Raw genomic sequence first — 19,259 nt, forward strand, 5'->3', positions numbered from 1 at the left:
GTCAGTCCTCCGGGCGCAGCAGGCCGCGTCGGTACGCGGGCACCAGGTGCCGCGGAACCCGCAGCGTCACCCCGTCCACCGTCACGGGCACCAGATCCGGCGTACTCGCCTTCCACCGGGCCCGGCGGTGGCGGGTGTTGCTGCGGGACATCCTGCGCTTGGGAACGGCCATGGTGAGGCTCCTTTCGGGCGTGGAACCCCGACCCTACATGAAAACGATGTTCATGTTGAATGTGTCTGTTCCCGGAGCACCCGTGCTCATCGCCGCTGTGCGCCGGTGAGCCGTCCCAGCGCCCGCACCAACGCCTCGACGCCCGCCTCCGCCTTCGACCGCGGACACCCGACGTTGAGCCGTACCCGTCCCGGGGAGCCGTAGGCGGCCCCGGGCATCACCGCCACCTTCTCGACCTCCACCAGTTCGCGTTGCAGCTCCTCGTCGTCGACGCCCAGCGGGCGCAGGTCGATCCACGCCAGGTAACCCGCCTGCGGCGGCCGCCAGTCGAGCCCCGGGAACGCCTCCCGGAGGCGGTCGGCGACCATCGCGAGGTTGCCCGCGAGATACGTCCGCAACGCGTCCAGCCAGGGCGCCCCCTCGCGGTATGCGGCGATGTGGCCGACCAGCGACAGCACCGCGGGGGAGGAGAGCCCGTCCGCGTCCTTGAGCTGCCGCAGGTAGGCGTCGCGCGAGGCCGGGTCGCCGATGATGCCGTAACTTCCGGTCAGCGCGGGAATGTTGAAGGACTTGGACGCCGAGGTGACCACGGCCCAGCGGCCGTCGCCGTCGTGCCGGACCCAGGGGCGGTGGAGGTGCGGAGCGTGGGCCAGGTCGGAGTGGATCTCGTCGCTGACGACCGCCACGCCGTGTCGTGCGCACAGCCGGGCCATCCGGTCCAGCTCCGCGGCCGACCACACCCTGCCCGTCGGGTTGTGCGGCGAACACAGCAGCAGCACGGCCGTGTCGGGGAGCGCCAGCAGCCGTTCCAGCTCCGCCCAGTCGTCCAGGGGACACTCCAGGAGCCGCCGACCGCTCGCCGCGACCGTCCTGGGGAACGCGTCGTACATCGGGGTGTGCGCGACCACCCCGTCACCGGGCCGCGACCACAGGTGCAGCAACCGTGAGACCTGGTAGACCACGGAGGGCGCGTAGACGATCGACCCGGGGTCCACGGCCGTGCCGTGCCGTGCCGCGTACCAGTGGACGATCGCGGACAGGAAGTCGTCCTGGCGCCAGCGGGAGTAGCCGAGCACCCCGTGGTCCAGACGGCCGCGCAGCGCCGCCAGCACCTCGGGGGCGGTCTCGAAGTCCATGTCGGAGATCGTGAACGGCAGCAGGTCCGGCACACCGAACCGGTCCTGTACGTAGTCCCACTGCGTGCACCAGGTGCCGTGCCGGTCCACCGGTGTGTCGAAGTCGTAGGGCGCGGACCCGGACGCGGGCCCCGGTGCGGCGGGAGACGAGTGCGCGGTCACGGTCGGCCCGCCGGGACCATCGTCGCGATGGCGTCCTTCACGGACTGCACCTGCGGACCGATGATGACCTGGACGTTGTGCCCGTCGAGCTTGATGACGCCCACGGCGCCCAGCTTCTTCAGCCGTGCCTCGTCCACCACTTCGGCGTCCGCCACCGTCATGCGCAGGCGGGTGATGCAGTTGTCCAGGGACCGGATGTTGCCGGCGCCGCCGATCGCGTCGAGCATGGCGGCCGCGTCGTACTTCCCGGCGACCAGCTCGCGCACCGGCTCGGGAGCCGCTCCGACCTGCTCGTCCTCGTGTTCCGCGCCGTGTGCTCCGTCGTGCTCGTCCTGCTCGTCCCGCTTCTCGTCCGCCGGCGGGTCCTCCCGGCCGGGCGTCCTGAGGTCGAAGCGGGTGATGGCCCAGCGGAACAGGAAGTAGTACGCGGCGAACCACACCGCCGCGATCACCGGCACCAGATACCACTTGGTCGTCGAGCCCTGGAGTACACCGAAGACGAGCCAGTCGATGACGTTGCCGTCCGTGTTGCCGATGAACACGCCGAGCACGGCCGCCGTGAGGAAGCCCAGTCCCACCAGGACCGCGTGGATGAGGTACAGCCACGGGGCGACGAACAGGAACAGGAACTCCAGCGGCTCCGTGATGCCGCCGACCACGCAGGCCACCACACCGGACACGAGCAGGGCCTTGATCTCCGGCCGCATACGGCGCTTCGCGCAGTGGTACATCGCGAGCGCGGCGCCCGGCAGGCCGCCCAGGTAGGCCGCCATCTTGCCCTGGGAGAGGAAGTGCGTGGCGTCGGTGACGGCGGAGCCCGGTGCCGCCGAGCAGTCCAGCTGGGCGTAGAACAGGTTCAGTGCGCCGGAGACGTGGTCGCCGCAGACGGTTCCCGAGCCGCCGACGTCCGTGAAGCGGAACATGGCGACGAGGATGTGGTGCAGGCCGATCGGGCGCAGCAGCACCTCGCCCATGCCGAAGAAGAACGGTCCGAAGACGCCCGTGTGCCCGATGCCGCGGCCGACCGCGCTGATCCAGCCGTTGAAGGTCGGCCACACCAGCGGGATGAGCAGACCGAGCACGCTCAGGACCAGGGCGGAGACGATCGGGACGAAGCGCAGCCCGCCGAAGAAGGCCAGCGCGTCGGGCATCCGCTGGGTGCGAAAGCGCCGGTGGAGCAGGCTGACAACGATGCCAACGGCCACGGCGCCGAGCAGTCCCGTGTCGATGGACTGCACGCCCAGCACGTCGGCTATGCCGTAGTGCTCGATCGCCTTCTCGTCCTCGAAGTCGACGCCCTTGGCGGTGAGGTAGAAGTTCACCGCGAGGTTCATGGCGACGAAGCCGACGAAACCGGAGAACGCGGCCACGCCCTTGTCCTCGCGGGCGAGGCCGAGCGGGATCGCCATGGCGAAGAGGACGGGCAGGAAGGTGAAGGCGACCAGGCCCGTGTTGGCCATCCAGGTGAAGACGAGGTGGAAGCCCTCGCCCTTCAGGAAGGCAACGTTGTCAGTGACCGCGTCACTCGACAGCGAGGAGCCGATGCCCAGCATGATGCCGCAGAACGCGAGCAGGGCCACCGGGAGCATGAACGTCTTGCCGAGCCCCTGGAGGAATTCCCAGAGCGCGGCCTTGGTCTTCTGCATGTGTACGGAACTTTCGGGCCTGGGGGACGGACCCGTCCGCTCGTCGTGACGACGCGGCGCGGGCCGGCGGGCGGAACGGGCGGCTGGGGGGAAGACGCCGCCGCAGGGATCACATCACAGCGGGTCGGTGACTGTCCACGGTGTCCCGTCGCCCGTGCCTCCGCCCGTCACAACCACCCCCGCCGCGCCGCCTGCCAGGCGAGCTGCATGCGGGTGGCGGCGTTGGCGCGTTCCATCATGCCCTGAATGCGGCGCTGGACCGTGCGGCGGCTGAGCTGCATCTGGGAGGCGATCGCCTTGTCGGCCACTCCCGCCACCAGCAGCGACAGCAGCCTGCGGTCGGTGGGGGCCAGCGCGTCGGGCGCCGCGGGTCCGTCGGTCCCGGAGAGTTCGCCCGAGTCGTCGACGTCCAGCGGTACGGCGTCCTCCCAGTACCGCTCGAACAGCGCGATCAGGGCCGCCAGCAGATTGCTGTCCCTGACCAGCGCCGTCGTGGGTTCCTCCGGACTCCCGTGCGGCCCCCCGGCGACGAGCGGGAAGACGGCCACCGCGCGGTCCGCGATCGCCAGGCGCAGCGGCAGCTGCGGCACGGCACGGGCGACCTCACCGGCCCGCACACCGGCCACGACGTTGTCGACCGCGCCCTCGTCGTCGAAGAACGCCTTCTCGTACAGCACCCGGTAGCGCACGCCGCGGGCCAGCGCCTCGAACTCCTCGGTGTTGCTGCCCGAGGGCATGGCCACGTACTGCGCCTTGCAGAACCAGAGCATCTCCTCGCGCACACTGGTCTGGATCTGCCGCAGGTGCTGGCGCAGCGCCTCGGCGCCGGTGATGACCTCCAGGAGCTGGCCCGCGTCCCGCCTGCGCATGGTGTCCCGGTAGGACTCGATCAGCCGGGCCGCCTCGTGCTGGGCGAGGTCCAGCGCCTCGGCACTGCGCTTGAGCCGGGGCAGCAGGGCGACATCGGGCGGCGCCGCCTGGTAGAGGCGGGGGACGCCGTCGGTGGGGCTGGCGAGTCCCTTCGCGGTGAGCGACTCCAGGACGCGGTCCATCCGCTCGACCGGCATGCCGTCACGCTCCGCCAGGTCGGCGGCGCCGGCCCGGCCGAAGGCCACGAGCAGCGCGTACACCGACTCCTCGTCGGGCGACAGCCCAGCGATCTCCAGCACCACGAACGCCCTCCCCGGATCCTGGGCCGTGACGGTTGAACACCGTACTGCACAGGTGGGGAGGGCGCGGCGGGGGTGTACGGCGTCAGCCGCCGCACACCCTTCGTGCCGGACGGGCCGCTACCGGCGTACCGCGTAGGCGCGTTGCACCGTCTGCCGAACCGAGTCGCCCGCCGCGTCGCGCGCCGTGACGCGGAGCGTGACCCACGACTCCCCGTGGGCGGGCGGCGTGAGCGAGGCCCGGAAGGCGTTGCGGCCGTGCGCGTGGGTGCGCGCCGCCGACCAGGTGCGCCCGTCGTCGTAGGACGCCTCGACCCGGACGCTCACACCCCGCGGAACGGGCAGCCCTTCCTGGGCGCGCACTCGCACGTCGACATGGTGCGAACGGGTGCCGCGGACGGAATTGCGCACGTCGACCGGTACGTCGTAGTCCAGTTGGAGCAGCGACAGCGGGGTGGCGGCGTCCGTGCGACCCGATTCGAAGGACCAGGACGTACTGGTGGCCACGCCCCGTGTCCAGGCCTCGGAGTCGCGGGAGGTCTCCATGTCCAGCCGGTAGCGCGCCCGTTCGGCCGGAACGGTCACGTTCTGCCAGGCGCTGCCGACCCCGTCGACCCGCTCGCCGTCCCGGTACAGCACGGCGCTCGCGGTGTCCCCGCCGGTGGTGGGCGACCAGTGCCCGGCCTGCGAGTCGGTGAACTCCGGGACCCTCAGCCGCAGTACGTTGCCGTCCCGCACGGTCGGCGCCGTGGTGCCGGCCGGGATCGACGGGCGGACGACCGCGCCCTGCCAGGTCTCCCGGGGCTGTCCGCCGGCCCGGTAGGTGCGCGGATCGTCCCGCATCCCGGCGATCAGCGGCTGGTCCACGTCGAAGGTCGTGGTGTGGTGCACCCGGTGCTGCCAGGCGGTGTCGCCCGCGCTCACGTACTCGGTGCGCTCGAAGCCGAGCGGCACGAACCGGGTGTACTGCAGCCAGGCGGTGTTCTGGTACGGCCGCCAGCCGAAGCGCTGCTCGCTCGCCCATCCCGTGACACCGTTGTCGGCGTAGGTGGTGCGGACCACCGCGCTGTTGCGGGCGGACACCGAGTGCACGACCTTGCGGGGCACCTGCTGCTCGGACACCTGCATGACGTCGTACAGGTACGGGCTGCGCGCGGTGCCGGTGAACCGCACCGAGGTCGAGCCGCGGGCGATGCGCGCGAGCAGTTCGGCGCCCGTGTCCTTGCCGATCCGCAGCGTGGGCAGGGCGTTGCGGTCGCCCGTCGGCCGCCAGCGGGTCCAGCCGGTGTCGTTGAAGTGGACGAGGATCACCGCACGGACCCCGGCCGCGGCCGCCCGTTCGACCAGGGTCCGCTCGCCGGCTCCCGTCGGGTTGTCCACCACCGCGACCTTGCCGCGGGCGCGGCCGAAGTCGGCGTCCGCCGCGTCACCGGCGTCGACCGCGGTCAGGGTCGCGCCGTGCTCGGGGAAGAGCGGCGACGCGGGCATGTAGTAGGCGCCCAGGTCGAACCGCGTGCGGGACACCTTCGCCTCGACGAGCGGGGCGACGAGCTGCCAGCGGGAGGCGAACTCGAAGGTGCCCTCGGTGACCTCGGCCGTCGGACTGATGTAGAGCCGCTTGGCGATGTCGAAGTACATCGTGCCCTGCGTCAGGCTGCGGCCCCCGATCTCACGGTAGGTCTGGTAGCTCATGATCCCGCGCTGCTCCGCGGGCCGGGGCGTGCGGATCTCCACCGGAACCGTCTTCCGGGCGTCCAGGGTGACGGTCATGTCCTTGGTGACCCTGACCTCGGGCAGGACCACGTGGCGCAGCTCCTCGCCGTCCTCGGCCGACGTGGTCCAGCTGGTGTTGAGCTGGTACACGCCCTCCTCGACCTCGGCGACGGCGGCCGCCGGGTCGCTGTAGCCGACGAAGCCCTCCGCGCCCCAGATGGTGGGGAGGTCGGCGACCTGCTCGCCGTCCTTGTCGATCGTCTTCACGGTGATCCGGTGCGTCGGCCCGTGCACCACCAGGCTCAGCGTGGTGTGCGCGGCCACCGAACCGTCGGCGGTCGTCGCGGTGACGTAGCCGTAGAACTTGCCCTGTCCGGCGCGGGCGGGATCGACGGTCAGCGGCACCTCGGCCGAGCTGCCGGCGGGCACGCGTACCGAGTCGGAGCCGAGCCGCGCCGATCCCTCGGCGGGCGCCTTGCCCCCTTCCGTGGCCAGCTCGACGGCGAGCGAGAGCGTGACGTCCTCGTCGGAGGAGTTGGTGTACCTGACCCTCGACGTCACGGGCTCGGTGTCCCGAGAGGTGAACGGCCCCATGACGAGGGTGCCGGTGGCGGTCACCGCGCCCAGTCCCGCGGTGCGCACGTCGATCCGCCCGCCGCCCTGTTCGGTGACCTTCTGGCCGTCCACCGTGACCGCCGTGCTGACCAGCGCGTCCTTCAACTGCGCGCCGGTCCAGTCCGGATGGCGCTGGGCCAGGAGCGCGGCCGCGCCCGCCACATGGGGGGTGGCCATCGAGGTGCCCGAGGCGCCGGTGTAGTGCTCGTCGACCGGGTCGCCCATCGCCGACCCGGTCGCGCGTGCCGCCACGATGCCCACACCGGGGGCCGTGACGTCCGGCTTCACCGCGTCGTCGCCGAGGCGCGGGCCGCGGCTGGAGAACGGGGCGAGGGAATCGTCCCGGTCGACGGCCCCGACGGTGAGCGCGGCGTCCGCGGCCCCGGGCGAACCGACCGTGCGGGGGCCCTGCTCGCCCTCGTTGCCGGCCGCGACCACGAACAGCGTGCCGGTGCGCCGGCTGAGGTCGTTGAGCGCCTGGCTCATGGGATCGGTGCCGTCGGTGGCCCCGGAGGAGCCGAGGCTCATGTTGACGACGTCGGCGCCCTGGTCCGCCGCCCACTCCATGCCCGCGATCACCTGCGACTCGCTGCCGAAGCCGTCGTCGCCGAGCACCTTGCCGACCAGCAACCGCGCCGCGGGCGCGACACCTTGACGGCTTCCGCCGGAGGCGGCGCCGCTGCCGCCGACGATGGAGGCGACGTGGGTGCCGTGCCCGAAGACGTCGTTGGTGCCGGAGCTGCCGGAGAAGTCCTTGGCCGCCGCGACCCGGCCGGCGAGGTCGGGATGGCTCTGGTCGGCACCGGTGTCCAGGACGGCGACCTTGACGCCGTCGCCCCGGTAGCCGGCCGACCACACGGCCGGAGCGCCGATCTGGGCCGTACTGCGGTCCAGGGACGCGGCCACCCGGCCGTCCAGCCACACGCGCGGAGTGGTGGCCGCGGCCTTCGCGCGCTGCCCGTCTGCCGGGACGAGCCGCTTCCAGAACCGGCCGAGGTCCGCCTCGTCGACCCGCACGGCACGCGCGTCGATGCTGTCGAGTTCGCGGACCGACGCGTCCCGCGCCAGGTCGGTCAACGCGTTCACGGAGGAGGCGGCCACGCCCTCGGCCCGCTCCACGATGAGCGGCAGCGCGTCGGTGTGCGCGGTGTCGTACCGCTGCGTGAGGAGCGCCGTCACGTCGAACAGGTCCCGGTCCAGGCGTCCGGCGGCGACCAGGGCGTCGGCGTCGGACGGGAGGACCGTCACATGGCCGTCCTGCTCGAGGGTGCGGAAGAGGACGCCCCGTCTCCCGGGCCCCGGCGTGACGGACGCCGCCTGGCGTCCGTCCGCGGCCCGGGTGACGGTCACACTGTCACCGGTGATCAGCTTGACCGTCGCGGTGCCGTGGTCCGTCGCGGTGCCGTGGTCCGTCGGAGGCGCGACGGCGTCCGGCCGCGGGGTGCCCGCGAGTGCGGGTACGGGGGCCACGGCGCCGGCGGCCAGCGCCAGACCGGCCGATATCGCGGCCAACAGGCGGATCCGTCTCATCAGTGCGCTGCCTTCCCATGCGTTCGATGCGAGGTGGTGCGTTGGCCAGAATGAGCTCGCCGAAGACGGGGTGTCATTCGATTCGGGTGGCACAGGTGGGACATGTCGCAAGGGCGACACCGGGGCACCGCCGGGGTGTACGGCGGATGCAACCCGGTGTCGGGGGCGTGGGGTTGGCGTGCCGGGCGATGCGCGGGACACAGCCGGGCCGCGAGTGGCGTGAGCCGGGGAACGGCCGGGGAGGATCCAGCCCTGCACCCCGTCACGTCGGAAAGGCAGGCACCCATGCGCCGTCTCCTCGCCCGAGTACCCGACCCCGTCCGTGCGCCCCTGGCCAGAGGCGTAGCGGCCGCCCTGGCCCTCACCCTGGCGTCCTCCGTCCTGGCCGCGTCCACGAGCACGGCCGCCGCTCCCGCCGGCACCGAGCGGGACGGACGGCCGGGAGGCGACGCCTGGTTCACGTCCTGGGCCGCCTCACAGCAGAACGCCGCGCCCACACCGCTGCGCGACCAGTCGATGCGCATGATCACCCACCTGAGCCAGGGAGGTGACGCGGTCCGGATACGCGTCCAGAACACCTTCGGCGACGCACCGCTCACCGTCGACGCGGCGACGGTGGCCCACAGCGACGGCAAGGACGCCGCGACGGAGGGACGCCCGCGTCCCGTGACGTTCGACGGCCGGCGCCGGGTCGTCGTCCCGCCCGGCGGTGAGGTGTGGAGCGACAGCACCGGGCTGCGCACCGCCGCCCAGGACGACATAGCGGTGTCGCTCTCCGTCTCCGGCACGGTGGCTCCGGGGCGCCACGACAGCGCCTTCCGCACCAACTACCTGACCCCGCCCGGCTCGGGCGACCACACCGCCGACCCGGACGGCACCGCGTTCACCGGGACGACCGGCTCCACGCTCCTGGTCAGCGCGGTCGACGTACGCAACCCGCGCCTGCGGGGGAGCCTGGTCGCCTACGGCAGTTCGGTCGTCGACGGAACCGGGTCGACGAACTGCGGACCGGACTGCAGCCGCCCGGGCGCCGATCTGAGGTGGACCGACGACCTCGCCCGGCGGATCACCGCGGAACTGCCTCCCAACCGGCAGTTCGCCGTCGCCAACGCGGGCATCGGCGGCACCACCAGCGCCGCCACCTGCCCGGGCATCGGTGAGCCCGTCCGCGGTCTGGACGCCGCCGCCCGGCTGGAGCGCGACGTGCTGTCCCTGCACGGGGTCACGGGAGTCCTCTACTACTACGGGACCAACGACCTCCCGGCCGGCTGCGACGCCGCCCGAATCGAGGCGAGTTACCGCGAGGTCTTCCAGCGACTGCGCGCCGCGGGCATCAAGGTGTACGTCACGCCCATCACCCCTCGTCCCGGCTACACCGACCAGCACAACCGCGACCGGCACGCCGTCGGCACGTTCGTCTCGAAGTGGAACAGCTGCGGCGGCACCTGCGACGGGATCCTCCCCTTCGACCAGGTGCTCGAGGACCCGGTACGGCCGAACAGCATCAACCCGCCCTACGACACCGGCGACGGCGTCCACGCGAACATCGCCGGCCAGCAGGCCCTCGCCGACATCGTTTCCCTCCCGATGCTGGCGGCGTCGGCCCGCCGGTGACCGGTGACCCGCCGGCGCGGGTCATGGATTCCCCGGCGGCCTGAGGGCGTCGACGACGAGATCGAGCAGCCGCTGGGTGCGCTCCGGCTCGTCGTCGGCGGCCGTCGAGAGGAACACGCCCAGCAGCATCGCGGTGACGTCGTCGGGTGCCACGTCCCCGCGCAGCGAGCCCGCCCGTGCGCCCCGCGCGAGCATGGTGCCGATCGCGGCCGTGATGCGCTCGCGGGTGGCGGGCGTGGCGAGGCGTCCCGAGGCCCAGCCGCTGTGGAGGGTGTTGAGCATGGAGCGCTTCGTCGCGACGAACGCCGCGTAGCGCTCCATCCACGCGCGCAGCGCCCGCTCGGGCGGCAGCGTGTCCAGCAGCGCGGAGGCACTGGCCGTGACGTCGTCCAGTTCGGCCGCGTAGACGGCCTCGACCAGCGCCTCGCGGGTGGGGAAGTGGCGGTAGAGCGTGCCGATGCCGACCCCCGCCTCGCGGGCGATGCCGTCCAGCGGGACGGTGTCGTCCGCGGCCGTGAACGCGGCCCGGGCGGCGGCCACGAGCTTCTCGCGGTTGCGTCGCGCGTGCGCGCGCAGCGGGCGTTCGGCGCCGACTAGCCGGTCGGGTCGGCCGGGGGCAGCGCTCGGTTCCTGGTCCGGACTCAAAGCGGAGGATCCTCCGGTAGTGCTACAGTCGTAGAAGCGGAGGGTCCTCCGCTTCTGTCATCATCGCACGAGGACGGACTTCCCATGACGTCGACCGGCACCCCCTCCTATTCCCGTGCCACGCACGGCGGCACCCCCCGCCCCGGCGGGGCCGGATCGCTCGCCGGCCGCACCGTCTCCCGGATCGGCTACGGCGCGATGCAGCTCGAACGCCTGCACGCCGACCGGGCCGCCGCCGTCGCCCTCGTGCGCCGGGCGGTGGAGCACGGCGTCGACCACCTCGACACCGCCCAGTTCTACGGCGACGGATTCGTCAACGAGGTCATCCGTGAGGCGCTCCGCCCCGCGGACGACGTCGTGGTGGTGAGCAAGGTAGGCGCCGACCCCGACCCCGGCGGCCCCCTCCCGCTGCGCCCCGCACAGCGGCCGGAGGAGCTGCGGGCGAGCGTCGAGGACAACCTCAGGAGCCTCGGCACCGACCGGATCCCGGTCGTGAACCTGCGCCGCCTCGACACCGGCCCCGGCCTGCGCGCGGAGGGCGACCAGGCGGTCGACCTCGACGACCAGCTCGCCGTGATGACGGCGCTGCGCGACGAGGGCAAGATCGGTGCGATCGGTCTGAGCAGCGTGACGCCGGACGGACTGCGCCGGGCCCTGACGGCGGGCATCGTCTGCGTGCAGAACGCCTACAGCGTCGTGAGCCGGGACGACGAGGAGATGCTCGCGCTGTGCTCCGCCGAGGGCGTCGCCTGGGTGCCGTACTTCCCGCTCGGCGGCGCGTTCCCCGCCATGCCCAAGGTCGCCGACGAGCCCGCGGTGCACACCGTGGCCGACAGGCTCGGCGTGACGCCGGCCCAGGTGGGTCTCGCCTGGCTGCTCCACCACGCCCCGAACGTGCTGCTCATCCCCGGCACCGCCGACGCCGGTCATCTGGACGCGAACCTCGCCGTGGGCGAGATCGCCCTGGACGCGTCGTCCCTCGCCGCGCTCGACGCCGTGCGCAGCCGCTCCGCGGACGTGCCGCTCGGCTGACACCGGCCCGGGGTGCCACCGCCCCGGCCGGAGTGCCCGGCGGGCGCTAGGGCCCGTCTGACAATTCCCGTCTGCCGGGCGACGCCATGCACGCACTCTCGCCGCACCGGCCCCAGACCCGAGTACGGCCAGTACGCGGGTCTGGGGCCGGCGCACCGAGAGCACGCACCTGACGCCGCGCGGCCGCCCTTCGGGCGACGACGCGAATTGTCAGACAGGCCCTAGCGCGGCGCCGGTGTTGTCACAGGGTGCGCAGGCCCCGGTCGGCGAAGGCGATGAGCCACTCGAAGCTGTCGTCGACGTCGGTGCTCCACTGGAAGCCGTCCGAGGCCTGCAGCGTGGCGAAGCCGTGGAAGAGGCTGCGCAGCAGGCGCAGTGCGTGGTTCACGTCGCGGTCCTCGATGTCGTAGCCGCGCAGGACCGCGGTGAACGCGCCGAGCAGCCGCTGCCCGGCGGCGGCCAGCGGATCGTCCGGCCCCGAGGGTTCCTGGCCGATCGTCGCGGCGTACCGGCCGGGGTGCTCCAGGACGAAGGCGCGGAACGCGCGCGCGGCGGCCGCCAGGGCGTCACGCCCCGCATATCCCTGGACCGCGCCGCCGACGGCGTCCGCGGCCTCGTCCAGGGCGCGGACCGCGATCCGCCGGGTGAGGTCGTCCTGGCCGCCCACGTGCTTGTACAGGGACGGGGTGCGTACGCCGACCCGCTCGGCCAGCAGGCCCATCGTCAGGTTGGCGAAGCCCACTTCGTCGGCCAGCGCGGCACCGGCCGCGACCACGGCCGCCGGATCCAGGCCCGCCCTAGGCACGGGCGGCGTCCGAGCGGAGGAAGGCGAGCACGAGCGCGGCCACCTCGTCGGGGAACTGGTCGTGCGGATAGTGGCCGGCGCCCTCGATCATCTCCAGGCGGCCGAGCCCGGAGGGCAGCTCCGCGACGACGGCCGAGCCCTCCGCGTGCGGGTCGGCCCAGTCCGGGTCGAGGGTGCCCATCACCACCAGAACCGGGCAGCGGACATTGCCGAGTTGGGCGCCGGCGTCCGTCGGCGCGCTGCGGCCCATGGCCTGCATGGCCTTCATCCGGCCCGGCTCGCGCAGCCGGGACTCGATGAGGCCGAGCCGCTCGCCCCAGTGGGCCGGCTTCACGCCCGGGTACGCGACGTCGAGGTACGAGCGCCACAGTGGCAGGCTGCCGAACGCGCCCGCGCCGAGCAGGCGGAGCATGCCCCGCCGGAACCGCTTCACCCGCAGGTCGCCGAGGCGCACCGACTGCTTGCGGGTGAACGGCGCCAGCTCGACGACCGCCGTGACCAGGGAGGGCTCCAGGGCCGCGGCGATGGTGGCGGCGCCACCCGAGACCGAGTGGCCGACCACTACGGCCGGGCCGCCCAGGTGACGGATCAGGGCGATCAGGTCGCCGGCGATGGCGGTGCGGCTCCACTCCGGCCAGTCGACGCTCGACTCGCCGCAGCCGCGCAGGTCCACCGCGGCGACCCGGTGACCGGCCGCCACCAGCTGGGGGACGACGGCGCGGTACGCGGCGCGGCTGTCTCCCATGCCGTGCGCGAGCACGATCAGCGGGCCGGACCCGGTCACTTCGTACGCGATCGTGCCGCCGTCGACGGCAAGGCGCTCGGTCATGTCACTCCCCAGTAGGGCTAATAGCTTTAGCTAAAAGCTACTGCCATTAGCCGCCACTGTCAACGGCCCGTCCGGAGCGTTCACCGCGCAGGGGTGTGCCGTCCCGTCGCGCGTTGCACGGCCAGCTCCACCTCGCGGTGCGGTACGCCGGTCTCGTCGGCGTAGGCGGCGATGCCCCGGGCGAGCGCGGCGGTCGCATCGGACCAGACCGCCAGGGCGACCGTGGCGTTCTCGCCCCTGTTGCTGCGGTAGCGGTTGTCCGCCGCCTCGACGGCGCGCCGGAGTTCGATGAGGTGTCTCGGGATTTCCATGGTCAAAAAGCCTAGGGCGGCACCGGGCGCGGCCCAGTGTCTCGCCGAGCGAGAGTGCTCTCGACGAGGGCACTCGTCCCTGCCCCCGCCGGTGCCCATGTGGCCAGGTCGCGCGGCGAGCCGCCTTGCGGCAAGCGCTTGCTATCGTGATCGCCCGACGGTGCCGCGGCATACGTCCGCCGCGAGGAGGAGGACCTCATGACGCTCTCACTCACCCACGTCCACGGCGACCGCGTCACGGTGGCCCACGGGGCGGCCGGAACCGAGCTGTTCTCCTACGTGTACCGCCCCGAGGCCGCGTGGGAGGCGCCCAAGCCGTACCTCCACCCGGTCCGGACCCTGTCCGGCGCAGTCGTCACGGACTACCGCCCCAACGACCACCGCTGGCACAAGGGGCTCCAACTGACCGCCTCCCACCTGTCCGGGCAGAACCTGTGGGGCGGCAACACCTATGTGCACGGCGAGGGTTACCGCGCGCTGCCGGAGCGGGTCGGTTCGATGGCCCACGTGTCCTTCGAGGAGATCGACGTCGAGGCGGACCGCGCCGTCATCGCCGAGCGGCTGACCTGGCACCCGCACGGCGGCGAGCTGTGGGCCGAGGAGGAGCGCCGCGTCGAGGTCCGCGACGTCGACCCGGACACCGGCAGCTGGACGCTCACCTGGACGTCCGCGGTGACCAACCGGCGTGCCGAACCACTGCGGTTCGGCAGCCCCACCACCCACGGACGCCCCGCCGCCGGTTACACCGGGCTGTTCTGGCGCGGGCCCCGCGCCTTCCGAGGCGGCCGGGTCTTCACGGCGGAGTCCGCCGCTTCCGCGGAGTCCGGCGAGCCCGGCGACGCCGACCCGATGGGCTCCAGCGCCCGCTGGCTGGCCTACGTGGGCGAGCACGACGGACGGGACGGCCACGCCACGCTCGTCTTCGAACACGCCCCCTCCAACGACCACTCGGGAGAGAAGGGCACCCACCCGGCCCACTGGTTCGTGCGCAGCGACCCCTTCGCCGCGGTGGCGCCCTCCTGGGCCTTCCACGAGGAACTCGTCCTGCCGCCCGGCGAGACCCTCGCCCGGGCCTACCGCGTGGTCGTCGCCGACGGCGCCTGGAACCGCGCGCGGGTCGCCGCGCACCTGGCGGGACTCGCGTGGTGAGCCAGACGTACGCCGGCTTCCCGGGGGCGGCCGGCATGTCCCGCCTGACCGTGTACGACTGGCCGACCGTCGGGGGACTGCCCGGCGGCGGTACCCGCACCTGCACCTGACGTGCAGCGAGGGTTACGTCGTCACGGCCGGCCTGCCGCGGCGCGGCGCAGACGCCCCAGGACCGTCTCGCCGACCCCGACCCCGACCCCGCCCCCCCCCGCACCCGCGCCGACGCGATCCGCGTCCTCGACGCACTGCGCGGCCGGGACGGCGGACACCCGAGGGTCGCCGCCCGGGTCTCCGCGACCGGCCCCGCGGCACGTGGACGCTTCGGCACGTGCGACAGGCCGGCCGTCCACCCGGGCGTCTGACCTCTGCCGCGGTACTCGAAAGTGAGTACACGCGACGGTCGATGCGGACGACGACGGGACGGTGGCCGCGCCGTGAGTCTGGAGAGGTTCCCCAGATCAGATGCGGAGACCTCTCCATGGCAACTTTGCTGTACCGGTTGGGCCGTGGCGCCTTCCGACGGCGCCGGTGGGTGACCCTGGCGTGGGCGGCCGTCCTCCTCGGCGTCGTGTTCGGCGCCATGAACGCCGGCGAGGCGGCCGACGACTCGGACTCGATGCCGGGGATCGAGTCCCAGCACGCCTTCGACCTCATCAACGAGCGGTTCCCGGGCGCCGAGGCGGAAGGCGCCGGTGCCCGGATCGTCCTCGTCGCACCGGACGGACGGCAGGTCACGGCGAGCGAGTACCGGGCGGCGATCGACACCCTGGTCGCCGAGGTGGCCGACGGACCGCAGGTCGCCGCCGTCTCCGACCCCCTCGACGCGTCGACGGTCAGCGAGGACGGATCCACGGCGTACGCCACCGTCACCTACGAAGTGACCGAGGACAACGTCACCGACGCCGGACGGGCGGACCTCACGGCGGCGGTGGAGCAGGCCCGGACCTCCGGTCTGACCGTCGAGGCCGGTGGCGGGGCCGTGGCCGGTGAGCCGCCGGCCGGGATCGGCGAGTTCCTGGGCATCGGCGTCGCCGCGGTGGTCCTGCTGATCACCTTCGGCTCGCTGGCGGCCGCCGGACTGCCGCTGATCACCGCCGTCGCCGGTGTGGCCCTCACGCTCGCCTCGATCGTCGCGCTGGGCAGCGCCCTCGGCATGTCGACGGCCACCGGTGACCTGGCCATGATGATCGGGATCGCGGTCGGCGTCGACTACGCCCTGCTCGTCGTCTCCCGCTACCGCGAGGAACGCGCCAAGGGGCACGACGCCCTGGAGGCGGCGGGGCTGGCCGTGGGCACGGCCGGATCCGCGGTCGTCTTCGCCGGACTCACCGTCGTCATCGCGCTGGCCGGCCTGTCGGTGATCGGAGTGCCGTCGCTGACGAAGATGGGCCTGGCCGCCGCGGGCGCGGTCGTCGTCGCGGTACTGATCACCCTCACCCTGGTCCCGGCGCTGTGCGGCTTCTGGCCCGACGCCCTGCTGGCCCGCCGGGTCCGCAAGGCACGGAGCGCCCCTCCCGCCCGCCGGGTCCGGTTCCGGTTCCGCAGGGGTCCGGGCCGCGGCGCCGCCCGGCGCGCCGGCGAGGCCGGGGCGTGGAGCGTCCGCTGGGCCCGGTTCGTACAGCGCCGCCCGGTGCCCGTACTGCTCGGCTCGGCGGTCCTCCTGGGCGCCCTCGCCGTACCGGCGCTCGACCTGCGGCTCGGCATGCCCGGCGACGAGGCCAAGCCCACCTCCACCACCGAACGCCGGGCGTACGACGCCCTCGCGGACGGCTTCGGGCCCGGGTTCAACGGCCCGCTCACGGTCGTCGTGGACGCCCGGCAGGCCGACGACCCGCGGTCGGCGGTCGCGGCCGTCTCCGACAGGCTCGCCGCCACCGCCGGAGTGGTCTCCGTGGCGCCGCCCCGCTTCAACGCGGCGAAGGACACCGCGGTGATCCAGGCCGTCCCGGCCACCGCGCCCACCAGCGAGCGGACCGAGGAACTCGTCCACACCATCCGCGCCGAGCGGCACGCCACCGAGTCCGCCACCGGCGCCACCTTCGAGGTGACCGGCACCACCGCGCTCAACATCGACGTCGCCCGCAAGATGACGGACGCCCTGATCCCCTACCTCCTCGTCGTGGTGGGCCTGGCCTTCCTCCTGCTGCTCGTCGTCTTCCGCTCCGTACTCGTCCCGCTCAAGGCAGCCCTCGGCTTCCTGCTGTCGGTCGGGGCGTCCTTCGGGGCACTGGTCACCATCTTCCAGAACGGCCACGGCGCCGGGCTGCTGGGCGTCGAGGAGACCGGACCGGTCATGAGCACCATGCCGCTCATGCTGGTGGGCATCGTCTTCGGCCTCGCCATGGACTACCAGGTGTTCCTGGTGTCGCGGATGCGGGAGGCCGTCGTCCACGGGGAACGGCCCGCCGAGGCCGTCGTCACCGGATTCCGCCACAGCGGCCGGGTCGTGACCGCCGCCGCCGTCATCATGACGTCCGTCTTCGCCGGCTTCATGACCGGCGGCGAAACCCTCCTCAAAATGGTGGGGTTCGGTCTGGCGATCGCCGTCCTGTTCGACGCCTTCGTCGTCCGCATGGCCTTCGTGCCCGCCGTCCTGGTCCTGCTCGGCGAGCGCGCCTGGTGGCTGCCGCGCCGACTGGACCGGCTGCTGCCGCGGGTCGACGTGGAGGGCGAGGCGCTCGGCCGGCGGACCCCGGCCCCCGCGCTCGCGGCCGTCCCCGACGCCGACCGGCAGGACACGGTACGCGCCTGACCCGCGCCGCAGGGAGGCCACCCGTGCCGGACACGGGCGGCCTCCCGCCGCGCGGCGGGCGCATCGGCGATCCTGGTCCCAGGAGGAAACCATGCTCAGCAGTTGGCGGCGGTACGCCGACAGCCACCCGCACCTCGTCGAGACGGCCTTCCTGCTGCTGGTGCTCGCCGTCACCAGCCGACAGTACGTGCACCAGGGTCCCGGCTGGTGGCAGGGCCAGCCCTTGGCGCTCGTGGCCACCGCGGGCCTGCTGCCGCGCCGCGGCCACCCGCGCGCCGCAGTCCTCGTCACGGCCGTCTGCGCCGCCGTCTCCGTCGCTCTCGGCTACCTGATCTCCCCACTCCTGCTGCTGCCCGTCCTGATCGCGCTCTACGAACTGGCCGTCCGCACCCCGCAGCGCACCGCGTTCGCCTGCTACGGCGCCACCGTCGCGCTGGTCGTCCCCGCCGCCCTGCTCTCCGGACGCGACGACCAGCCGTGGATGGACGAGAGCGTCGGCCCCGTGTTCTGGATCCTGCTGCCGGTCCTGGCCGGCACGGCGGTCCGCAGCCGTCGCGCCCACCTCGACGCCGTCCACACCCGGGCCGAGTACGCCGAACGCACCCGCGAGGAGGAGGCCCGCCACCGCGTCGCCGAGGAACGCATCCGCATCGCCCGCGAACTGCACGACGTCGTCGCCCACCACATGGCGCTGGCCAACGCCCAGGCCGGCACCGCCGCCCACCTCGCCCGCACCCACCCGGAGCAGGCCCACGAGATCCTCACACACCTCACCGGCATCACCGCGTCGGCGCTGCGCGAACTGAAGGCCACCGTGGGCCTCCTGCGCAGCCCCGGCGACACCGGCGGCTCCGACGACCTGCGACCGCCCCCGGGGCTCGGCCGACTCCCCGAACTGGTCTCCGCGTTCGGCTCCGCCGGGCTCCGCGTCACCGTCACCGTCCGGGGCACGCGGCGCCCCCTGCCGCCCGGAGTCGACCTGACCGCCTTCCGGATCGTGCAGGAGGCCCTCACCAACGTCACCAAACACACCGACGCCGGCACGGCCGACGTACACCTCGCCTACGCCCACGACCGCCTCACCCTCACGGTCACCGACGACGGCGGCGCCTCCCCGCGCCCGCCGGGCCCCGGCGGCGGCTTCGGCCTCGTCGGCATGCGGGAACGCGCCGAGACCTCCGGCGGACGACTGAGCGCGGGCGCCCTCGCGGACGGCGGCTTCGCCATCACCGCCGAACTCCCCGCCCCGCCACCAGCAAGGGAACAGCCCTCATGACGATCCGCGTGCTGCTCGCCGACGACCAGGCCCTGCTGCGGTCGACCTTCCGCATCCTGATCGACTACAGCGAGGACATGGACGTGGTCGCCGAAGCCGCCGACGGCCGGGACGCCGTCGCGCTGACCCGCACCCACCGACCCGACATCGTCCTCATGGACATCCGCATGCCCGGCACCGACGGCCTCGCCGCCACCGCCGAGATCTGCGCCGACCCCGCCCTCCGGGGCACCCGGGTCCTCATCCTCACCACCTTCGAGACCGACGAACACGTCGCCCGGGCGCTGCGCATCGGGGCGAGCGGATTCCTCGGCAAGGACGTCACGGCCGAGGAACTCCTGGACGGCATCCGCACGGTGGCCGCCGGAGACGCCCTGCTGTCCGCCGCGGCCACCCGCAGCCTCATCACCCGGTTCCTCGATTCCCCCGACCCCGGGGCGTCCCCGGTGCCGCCCGAGGACCTGGCCGCCCTCACCGCCCGCGAGCGAGAGGTGACCGCCCTGGTCGCGGACGGCAAGTCCGACAAGGAGATCGCGGCCGAACTGTTCCTCAGCCCGCTGACGGTACGCACCCACGTCCAGCGCGCCAAGACCAAGCTCGGCGCCCGGGACCGCGCCCAACTGGTCGCCCACGCCTACCGCTCCGGCCTCGCGCGGCCGCCCCGCTGACGGGCCTTCTCGCGGCCGGTGGTGTGAGAGGATCC

15 protein-coding genes are annotated in these 19,259 nt (G+C 73.3%); 6 read left to right on the forward strand and 9 right to left on the reverse strand.

From position 1 onward, the window contains the following. Position 1: 1 nt before the first annotated feature. From rpmF to Sru02f_RS17960, 5 genes are all read right to left on the reverse strand, one after another. Complete coding sequence (rpmF, locus tag Sru02f_RS17940) at positions 2 to 172, reverse strand: 50S ribosomal protein L32 (protein WP_109031023.1); 171 nt, start codon at positions 170 to 172, stop codon at positions 2 to 4. 86 nt (positions 173 to 258) lie between these two features. Beyond that, positions 259 to 1,470 carry a MalY/PatB family protein gene (locus Sru02f_RS17945; protein WP_109031024.1) on the reverse strand — a complete coding sequence of 404 codons (1,212 nt, stop codon included), beginning with the start codon at positions 1,468 to 1,470 and terminating at the stop codon, positions 259 to 261. After that, entirely contained in the window at positions 1,467 to 3,116 is a 1,650-nt protein-coding gene (gene malX, locus Sru02f_RS17950) for a maltose/glucose-specific PTS transporter subunit IIBC (protein ID WP_109031025.1), read from the reverse strand. The genes Sru02f_RS17945 and malX overlap by 4 nt, the downstream gene beginning before the upstream one ends. A 167-nt stretch (positions 3,117 to 3,283) precedes the next feature. Next, positions 3,284 to 4,288 carry a helix-turn-helix domain-containing protein gene (locus tag Sru02f_RS17955; RefSeq protein ID WP_109031026.1) on the reverse strand — a complete coding sequence of 335 codons (1,005 nt, stop codon included), beginning with the start codon at positions 4,286 to 4,288 and terminating at the stop codon, positions 3,284 to 3,286. Positions 4,289 to 4,405: 117 nt separating this feature from the next. After that, complete coding sequence (locus Sru02f_RS17960) at positions 4,406 to 8,143, reverse strand: S8 family serine peptidase (protein WP_109031027.1); 3,738 nt, start codon at positions 8,141 to 8,143, stop codon at positions 4,406 to 4,408. 285 nt (positions 8,144 to 8,428) lie between these two features. Here Sru02f_RS17960 and Sru02f_RS17965 point away from each other — a divergent pair, with 285 nt between their 5' ends. After that, positions 8,429 to 9,757 carry an SGNH/GDSL hydrolase family protein gene (locus tag Sru02f_RS17965; RefSeq protein WP_109031028.1) on the forward strand — a complete coding sequence of 443 codons (1,329 nt, stop codon included), beginning with the start codon at positions 8,429 to 8,431 and terminating at the stop codon, positions 9,755 to 9,757. A gap of 21 nt (positions 9,758 to 9,778) precedes the next feature. Here Sru02f_RS17965 and Sru02f_RS17970 read toward each other — a convergent pair whose 3' ends face one another. Next, on the reverse strand, positions 9,779 to 10,402 hold the full coding sequence (locus Sru02f_RS17970) for a TetR/AcrR family transcriptional regulator (RefSeq protein WP_373103477.1): 624 nt from the start codon (positions 10,400 to 10,402) through the stop codon (positions 9,779 to 9,781). A gap of 84 nt (positions 10,403 to 10,486) precedes the next feature. On the opposite strand from Sru02f_RS17970, the gene Sru02f_RS17975 reads away from it, so the two are divergent. Further along, positions 10,487 to 11,434 (forward strand): aldo/keto reductase, encoded by a 948-nt coding sequence (locus tag Sru02f_RS17975; RefSeq protein ID WP_109031030.1) that lies wholly within the window; start codon positions 10,487 to 10,489, stop codon positions 11,432 to 11,434. Between the two features lie 241 nt (positions 11,435 to 11,675). Here the strand turns inward: Sru02f_RS17975 and Sru02f_RS17980 are convergent, their stop codons facing one another. The 3 genes from Sru02f_RS17980 to Sru02f_RS17990 form a co-directional block, all read right to left on the reverse strand. Beyond that, entirely contained in the window at positions 11,676 to 12,209 is a 534-nt protein-coding gene (locus tag Sru02f_RS17980; protein WP_109031031.1) for a TetR/AcrR family transcriptional regulator, read from the reverse strand. Positions 12,210 to 12,231: 22 nt separating this feature from the next. Next, positions 12,232 to 13,068, reverse strand: coding sequence for an alpha/beta fold hydrolase (locus Sru02f_RS17985; protein WP_109031032.1), 837 nt, complete (start codon positions 13,066 to 13,068; stop codon positions 12,232 to 12,234). Positions 13,069 to 13,148: 80 nt separating this feature from the next. Next, positions 13,149 to 13,379 (reverse strand): hypothetical protein, encoded by a 231-nt coding sequence (locus Sru02f_RS17990; RefSeq protein WP_003978440.1) that lies wholly within the window; start codon positions 13,377 to 13,379, stop codon positions 13,149 to 13,151. A gap of 198 nt (positions 13,380 to 13,577) precedes the next feature. Here Sru02f_RS17990 and Sru02f_RS17995 point away from each other — a divergent pair, with 198 nt between their 5' ends. The 4 genes from Sru02f_RS17995 to Sru02f_RS18010 all read left to right on the forward strand — a co-directional run bounded on the left by Sru02f_RS17995 (position 13,578) and on the right by Sru02f_RS18010 (position 19,224). Continuing rightward, positions 13,578 to 14,528: a DUF6807 domain-containing protein gene (locus Sru02f_RS17995; RefSeq protein ID WP_109031033.1), complete on the forward strand. Its 951-nt coding sequence runs from the start codon at positions 13,578 to 13,580 to the stop codon at positions 14,526 to 14,528. A gap of 478 nt (positions 14,529 to 15,006) precedes the next feature. After that, the gene (locus tag Sru02f_RS18000; RefSeq protein ID WP_109031034.1) at positions 15,007 to 17,280 is read left to right on the forward strand and encodes an MMPL family transporter; all 2,274 of its coding nucleotides are present in this window, start codon (positions 15,007 to 15,009) and stop codon (positions 17,278 to 17,280) included. Between the two features lie 91 nt (positions 17,281 to 17,371). Next, complete coding sequence (locus tag Sru02f_RS18005) at positions 17,372 to 18,556, forward strand: sensor histidine kinase (protein ID WP_109031035.1); 1,185 nt, start codon at positions 17,372 to 17,374, stop codon at positions 18,554 to 18,556. Beyond that, on the forward strand, positions 18,553 to 19,224 hold the full coding sequence (locus Sru02f_RS18010; RefSeq protein ID WP_164272185.1) for a response regulator transcription factor: 672 nt from the start codon (positions 18,553 to 18,555) through the stop codon (positions 19,222 to 19,224). The genes Sru02f_RS18005 and Sru02f_RS18010 overlap by 4 nt, the downstream gene beginning before the upstream one ends. The last annotated feature ends 35 nt before the right edge of the window (positions 19,225 to 19,259 follow it).

This window comes from Streptomyces rubrogriseus, from assembly GCF_027947575.1.
Lineage (GTDB): Bacteria > Actinomycetota > Actinomycetes > Streptomycetales > Streptomycetaceae > Streptomyces > Streptomyces rubrogriseus.